This window comes from Streptomyces sp. BR123, from assembly GCF_013401435.1.
In the GTDB taxonomy this organism is placed as follows: Bacteria; Actinomycetota; Actinomycetes; order Streptomycetales; family Streptomycetaceae; genus Streptomyces.
Map to the genome: position 1 here is coordinate 1 of NZ_JACBGN010000443.1, position 4,081 is coordinate 4,081.

Consider the following 4,081-nt stretch of genomic DNA (forward strand, 5'->3'; position numbering starts at 1 on the left):
CCCCCGCACCCGTTCGCCCCCACACCGGCACCGGCACCGGCACCCGCATGCCCGTCGCCGTGTACGTCCTCGGCCTGTCCGTCTTCGCCCTCGGTACCAGCGAGTTCATGCTCTCGGGACTCCTGCCGCCCATCGCCGGCGACCTGGGCGTGAGCATCCCGCAGGCCGGCCTGCTCATCTCCGCGTTCGCGATCGGCATGGTCGTCGGCGCGCCGCTGCTGGCCGTGGCCACCCTGCGGCTCCCCCGCCGCACCACCCTGATCTCCCTCATCGGCCTCTTCGGGATCGGGCAGGGGGCCGGCGCGCTCGCGCCCACGTACGAGCTGCTCTTCGCCTCGCGCGTGGTCTCCGCCCTCGCCTGCGCCGGCTTCTGGGCGGTCGGCGCGGCCGTCGCCATCGCGATGGTCCGGCAGGACCAGCGGGCCCGCGCCATGGCCGTCATGATCGGCGGACTGTCCATCGCCAACGTCCTCGGCGTCCCGCTGGGCGCCTTCCTCGGTGAGCACCTCGGCTGGCGCTCCGCGTTCTGGGCGGTCGGCGCCGCCTCCGCGGTCGCCCTGGCCGGCATCATGGTCCTCGTCCCGCGGATCCCGCTGCCCGCCGAGCGGCCGACCCTCCGGCGGGAGCTGCGCATCTACGGCGACCGGCAGGTGTGGCTGTCCATCGGCATCACCGCCCTCGCCGCCGGCGGCGTCTTCTGCACCTTCAGCTACCTGTCGCCGCTGCTCACCGACGTCGCCGGCCTGGACTCCGGCTGGGTTCCGTGGGTGCTCGTCCTGTTCGGGCTCGGCGCGCTGGCCGGGACCACGGCCGGCGGCCGCTATGCCGACGCGCGCCTCTTCGGGGTGATGCTGTGGGGCATCACCGCCTCCACCGCCTTCCTCGTCGCGCTGGCCCTGCTGGCCCCGGTGGCCGCGGCGGCCGTCTCCCTGTCCTTCCTGCTCGGGTTCTCGACGTTCTTCACGGCGCCCGCGCTCAACGCCCGCATGTTCAACGTCGCCGGCGCCGCCCCGACCCTGGCCGGGGCGACCACCACCGCCGCCTTCAACCTCGGCAACACGGGCGGCCCGTGGCTCGGCGGAACCGTCATCGACGCCGGCCACGGGGTCGCCGCCACCGCCTGGGCCGGCGCCGCCATGACCGTCACCGCGATCGCCCTCGGCCTGATCGCCCTCCGCCTGGACCGACGCACGCCGCCCCGCACCACCCGCGTCGTCGCCTCGTCGACCACGCCCCGCCCGACCCTCGCCCCGTCCGCCACCACCGTCCCGTCCGCCGCGGAGCCCACGCCGACCGCGGGCTGACCGGTCGCGTCCGTCGGGGTCGCGGCCGCGACCTCGGCGACCTCGGCGACCTCGGCGACCTCGGACCATGGCGACCTCGGCGACCGTGGTGGTCTTCCCGCCGTCGAGGACGTAGCAGGGGCTCGCGGTGACGTGCTCGCCCGCGTAGCCGCGTAGGTGCCACACGTGCCGGCGCACGACTGCTCGGCAACCGAGGCGGGCGCCGCAGGTCAGAGCACTACAACTAGCGGCGGGCCAGGACCTCCGCGATCCGGGAGAACCCGTCCGCGCCGTGGCCGAGCGCCACGGTGCGGCGGGCCAGGCCCTCGGCGGCGCGCATCACGCCCGCGTCGATGCCGTGGGCCTCGGAGGCGTGCACGACGTGGGCCATCGTCGACACCGCGGAGGTCAGCGGATTGCCCTCACCCGAGTAGGCGCCGTCCTCGATGTCGTCGGCCGTCTCCTGGAAGATCACCGGCAGGATCGCACCGATCCCCTGTGCGAACGGGGCCAGTTCACGCGGCGAGACGCCCTCCGCTCCCGCCAGGGCCAGGGCGTGCATGTAGCCGGTCATCGACGTCCAGAAGACGTCGAGCAGCGCGATGTCGTAGGCCGCGGCGCGGCCGATGTCCTCGCCGAGGTGGGTGTGGCCGCCGCCCAGTGCGTCGAGCACTTCCCGGTGCTCGCGGTAGAGCTCCTCGCGGCCGCTGAAGAGCAGGACCGCCTCCGGCGTGCCGATCGTCGGCGTCGGCGTCATGATGGCGCCGTCGAGGTAGCGGATGCCGTGCTCACCGGCCCATCGCCCGGTGTCCCTGGCCCGCTCCGGGGTGTCGGCGGTCAGGTTCACCAGGGTGCGCCCCTTGAGCGCGGCCGTGACGGCCTCCTGGCGCAGCACTGCGTCCGTGGCGTCGTAGTTCACCAGGCACACCACGGTCAGCGGACTCGCCGCGACCGCCTCCGCGGCGCCGGCGGCTCCGATCGCCCCCCGCTCGACCAGCTCGCGGTCCCGGCCCGGGGTGCGGTTCCACACGGTGGTGCGCACCCCGGCGGCCACGAACGCGCCTGCCAGCGCACGGCCCATCGGGCCGAGCCCGATCACCGTGACGGCGGCCGCGGAACGCCCGGGCGTGGACTCGGGGAAAGAAGACATGACGAAACTCCCTTGTACATAAGGTGGGGAAGGCAAGGCCGGAACAGCCGGGGGGAAGGAGCGGAGAGATGACACGCATCCGGGTCGGCGACCCCGGTGTCTGCGGGGTGGCCGCGGCCGTCGCCGTCATCGACGGCAAGTGGAAGACGTTGCTGCTGTGGCTGCTTGAGGCCGGTCCGCACCGGCCCGGCGAGCTGCGCCGCAAGGTCCCGGAGATCAGCGAGAAGGTGCTGACCCAGGCTCTGCGCGAAATGGAGTCGGACGGACTCGTCCACCGCGAGGTGTACGACGTGGTGCCGCCGAAGACCGTCTACTCGCTGACCGGGTTCGGCCTCGAACTCTCACGGGCGCTGGCTCCGCTGTCCGACTGGGGCCATCGCCATCTGGACCGGCTCGCCGCCGAGCGCGCCGCGTCCTGATCCCGGTCCTCCTCCCCGCTCCCTCCCGCTCTCGTTCCCGGCCACCACCAGGCTCTCCCGACGTGGCTGCAGCGACAAGTACCCACAAAAAAGTGGGTGTGCAGACGGGTGGCCTTCCGCGCCCGTCCGCCGGCGGCGCGCCACCCGTCGGGGCGGCCAGTGCTGTGGCCGGAAAGGTTTGCCGGCTCGCGGCGTCCGGTGCGGTGCGTCGCAAGGCGGAGGGCCGCGGCTCGTACTGGACGTAGTTGCGCGGTCCGACAACGCGGCGAGGTGCCGTGCCGGGTGTCGCGAGGCGGTGAACCCTTCCGGTCACAGCACTAGGCCGGACGGCCCTTCGGGCGGCGGAGGCCGGCCTCCACCAGGAGGCGGACGATCTCCTTGCTGCCGACCTCCACCGCGCCCGCCCGGACCGCGTCCGCGTACCGGAACTCGGGCACGTCGTAGTGGTCGCCGTCGAACGCCTTCGGCGGGGAGCCGATCGACGCCGCGAAGGCGTGCAGTTCCTCGTACGAGACGTCGCTGATCAAGTGCGACCACATGCGGCCGTGGCCCGGCCAGGTCGGCGGGTCGATGTAGAGCGTCACCGGCGGCTCACAGGCCTCCGCCGAAGCCGCCCGGCCCGATGACCGGCCCGAGGCCGCCCACCGCGGCGACCTTCACGCCCGCCTTGGCGCACACCCAGTGCGGGTCGGGCCCCAACTCGGGCTCCACGTCCAGCGCGTGCGGGTCACCGTGCGAGCAGACCGGGCACAGGGGCCAGCGGCCGTACTTCTCCAGCAGGGCGTCCTGCACGTCCTGGGCGACGAGCCCGGCCAGGTAGTCGACCCCCTCGGGCCACTGCTCCACCCACCACCGGCGGTGCGTGACCGAGTCCTCGACGAGGGAGACGACATCGGCCTCGGCGACCTGCCCCGCGACGAGATCCGCGAGAACGAGGGCACGGGCGGCGTGCAACGCCTGCTCCAGGGGTGTTGCGTGGTCCATGCGCCCATTGTGAACCCGGACGGGCCCCCTGGCGAAGACCCTGCTTCTGGCGGATTGTTTGGTTTTCCACCAGTTCAGGAGCCTTATGGCGTATTGACCCTGTTCCATGCCCGAAAATACATTTCGGGCATGAGCGACCGGGCACCGAGCGGGCTCAGTGAAGTCCGGTGCGGTACCGCGCCCCGCAGGGGCGCGGGGAACTGCGCGACCAGCCCCCACCGGCCCGCGGTTTCATGACCCCCACC

Annotated in this window: 5 protein-coding genes; 2 read left to right on the forward strand and 3 right to left on the reverse strand. The window is 73.2% G+C overall.

What is annotated here, in order from left to right; genetic code table 11:
- Positions 1-47 precede the first annotated feature (47 nt).
- Complete coding sequence (locus tag HYE82_RS34600) at positions 48-1,304, forward strand: Cmx/CmrA family chloramphenicol efflux MFS transporter (protein ID WP_179178185.1); 1,257 nt, start codon at positions 48-50, stop codon at positions 1,302-1,304.
- A 223-nt stretch (positions 1,305-1,527) separates the two neighbouring features.
- Here the strand turns inward: HYE82_RS34600 and HYE82_RS34605 are convergent, their stop codons facing one another.
- Positions 1,528-2,433 carry an NAD(P)-dependent oxidoreductase gene (locus tag HYE82_RS34605; protein WP_179178186.1) on the reverse strand — a complete coding sequence of 302 codons (906 nt, stop codon included), beginning with the start codon at positions 2,431-2,433 and terminating at the stop codon, positions 1,528-1,530.
- A gap of 68 nt (positions 2,434-2,501) precedes the next feature.
- On the opposite strand from HYE82_RS34605, the gene HYE82_RS34610 reads away from it, so the two are divergent.
- On the forward strand, positions 2,502-2,852 hold the full coding sequence (locus HYE82_RS34610) for a helix-turn-helix domain-containing protein (RefSeq protein WP_179178187.1): 351 nt from the start codon (positions 2,502-2,504) through the stop codon (positions 2,850-2,852).
- A gap of 317 nt (positions 2,853-3,169) precedes the next feature.
- Here the strand turns inward: HYE82_RS34610 and HYE82_RS34615 are convergent, their stop codons facing one another.
- Both HYE82_RS34615 and HYE82_RS34620 read right to left on the reverse strand, forming a co-directional pair.
- Positions 3,170-3,436: a DUF4031 domain-containing protein gene (locus HYE82_RS34615; RefSeq protein WP_179178188.1), complete on the reverse strand. Its 267-nt coding sequence runs from the start codon at positions 3,434-3,436 to the stop codon at positions 3,170-3,172.
- Between the two features lie 7 nt (positions 3,437-3,443).
- On the reverse strand, positions 3,444-3,836 hold the full coding sequence (locus HYE82_RS34620) for a hypothetical protein (RefSeq protein ID WP_179178189.1): 393 nt from the start codon (positions 3,834-3,836) through the stop codon (positions 3,444-3,446).
- Between the last annotated feature and the right edge of the window lie 245 nt (positions 3,837-4,081).

What these genes read in the sequence shown, in the direction of transcription:
- HYE82_RS34600 (WP_179178185.1), top strand. Translation starts at nt 48, where the DNA reads ATGCCCGTCGCCGTGTACGTCCTCGGCCTGTCCGTCTTCGCCCTCGGT.
- HYE82_RS34605 (WP_179178186.1), bottom strand. Translation starts at nt 2,433, where the DNA reads ATGTCTTCTTTCCCCGAGTCCACGCCCGGGCGTTCCGCGGCCGCCGTC.
- HYE82_RS34620 (WP_179178189.1), bottom strand. Translation starts at nt 3,836, where the DNA reads ATGGACCACGCAACACCCCTGGAGCAGGCGTTGCACGCCGCCCGTGCC.
- HYE82_RS34610 (WP_179178187.1), top strand. Translation starts at nt 2,502, where the DNA reads ATGACACGCATCCGGGTCGGCGACCCCGGTGTCTGCGGGGTGGCCGCG.